Annotated in this window: 3 protein-coding genes; 2 read left to right on the top strand and 1 reads right to left on the bottom strand. The window is 39.9% G+C overall.

All coding sequences use genetic code 11. The features are described from left to right. Both F5971_RS18325 and F5971_RS18320 read left to right on the top strand, forming a co-directional pair. The coding region (locus F5971_RS18325) for an IS3 family transposase (protein ID WP_193495613.1) at nucleotides 1-119 on the top strand (119 nt) is incomplete at its 5' end. Between the two features lie 117 nt (nucleotides 120-236). Next, on the top strand, nucleotides 237-1,094 hold the full coding sequence (locus tag F5971_RS18320) for a hypothetical protein (protein WP_223116363.1): 858 nt from the start codon (nucleotides 237-239) through the stop codon (nucleotides 1,092-1,094). On the opposite strand, the gene F5971_RS18315 is transcribed toward F5971_RS18320, so the two are convergent. Further along, the coding region (locus F5971_RS18315) for an IS3 family transposase (protein ID WP_193495613.1) at nucleotides 1,068-1,185 on the bottom strand (118 nt) is incomplete at its 5' end. The two genes, F5971_RS18320 and F5971_RS18315, sit on opposite strands and share 27 nt — an antisense overlap.

The raw sequence follows: 1,185 nt of genomic DNA, 5'->3' as shown, positions 1-1,185 counted from the left end.
AAAAAGATGTCGCTGAATATATGCGATATTACAACTTGGAAAGACTGCACACAGCCAATGGCGACAAAACGCCGGTGGATTATGAAAACGAGCTAAAAAAAGTGTCCGGTTTTAGTTGACCAGTACATAAAGCCAATAAGGCAAAGTCATCTTTCCCAAGCATCGAGATATCCGGTGAAATCAAGGTGATAGACCTAAGAGTTAATGCCGTTGTTGCTTGTGAAGAAATATTAGACTTGTTTAAATCGCTAATTGCACTGAAAAGCGTCGATGTTTCGTGGAATTTACTGGATGGTGTTGTGCCAAATGACTTTGAACGGATAAAGCTTGATCATTCGGATCGTGTTTTGATTCTGCTAGATCAGGAAAAAGGTATTGAAGATGATCGTTATCCACTAACGAAGTCGTTAGTTGCACGGTGTGCAGTTCAACATATCAACGTAAACCCTCATGATGTAACTGGAGATCCAGTTGAAAAAGGGTTGTTAATCGAGTCAAAAAGAGACGACGATCCGATCAAGCTATACGTTGCATATGAAGGTGGATATTACAACTACAATAACGACTTATTGGATACCAAGGATTACAAAGAAGCGATTATTAGAAAGCTTGAAGTGGTTCTTAAAGAGTTAGAGCTCAAACGTTTACTGATTGACTCTGATAGACCTATTTCGCAGGTTTTACCATTGCAACGCGCTTGCTTAAACGAATCAACCATCGTCATTACTGATGGTTATTTATTTACGGTTTCAAACGACAGACCTGTATTGATTCCTTTCGACCCCACTGATTCTGATATGACTTCGAAAGCGAATGAGTACCTGTCCAATTTCGAAACATCTGTAGATGACTTGCTAAATTTGATGAATGAGAATTGGCCTTATAGTTATCGGCAGAATGTCGTAATGGATTACTACGGTTCAGAAGTTGATAAACAACGGCGATTTGCGGCAAGAATTACACTTGTTTTGAGTAGAGGTGAGGACGCACAAGTGTCAATCATGATGCAAGATCCATCATATGACCAACCGAATGTACTGCCACTAGGTATGGAAGATGTGTACTGGTCAACTAAAACCGGACACTTTTTTTAGCTCGTTTTCATAATCCACCGGCGTTTTGTCGCCATTGGCTGTGTGCAGTCTTTCCAAGTTGTAATATCGCATATATTCAGCGACATCTTTT

The sequence above is a fragment of the Nitrincola alkalisediminis genome, from assembly GCF_009821115.1.
GTDB lineage: Bacteria > Pseudomonadota > Gammaproteobacteria > Pseudomonadales > Balneatricaceae > Nitrincola > Nitrincola alkalisediminis.
This window is presented reverse-complemented; position numbering and strand designations above follow the sequence as displayed.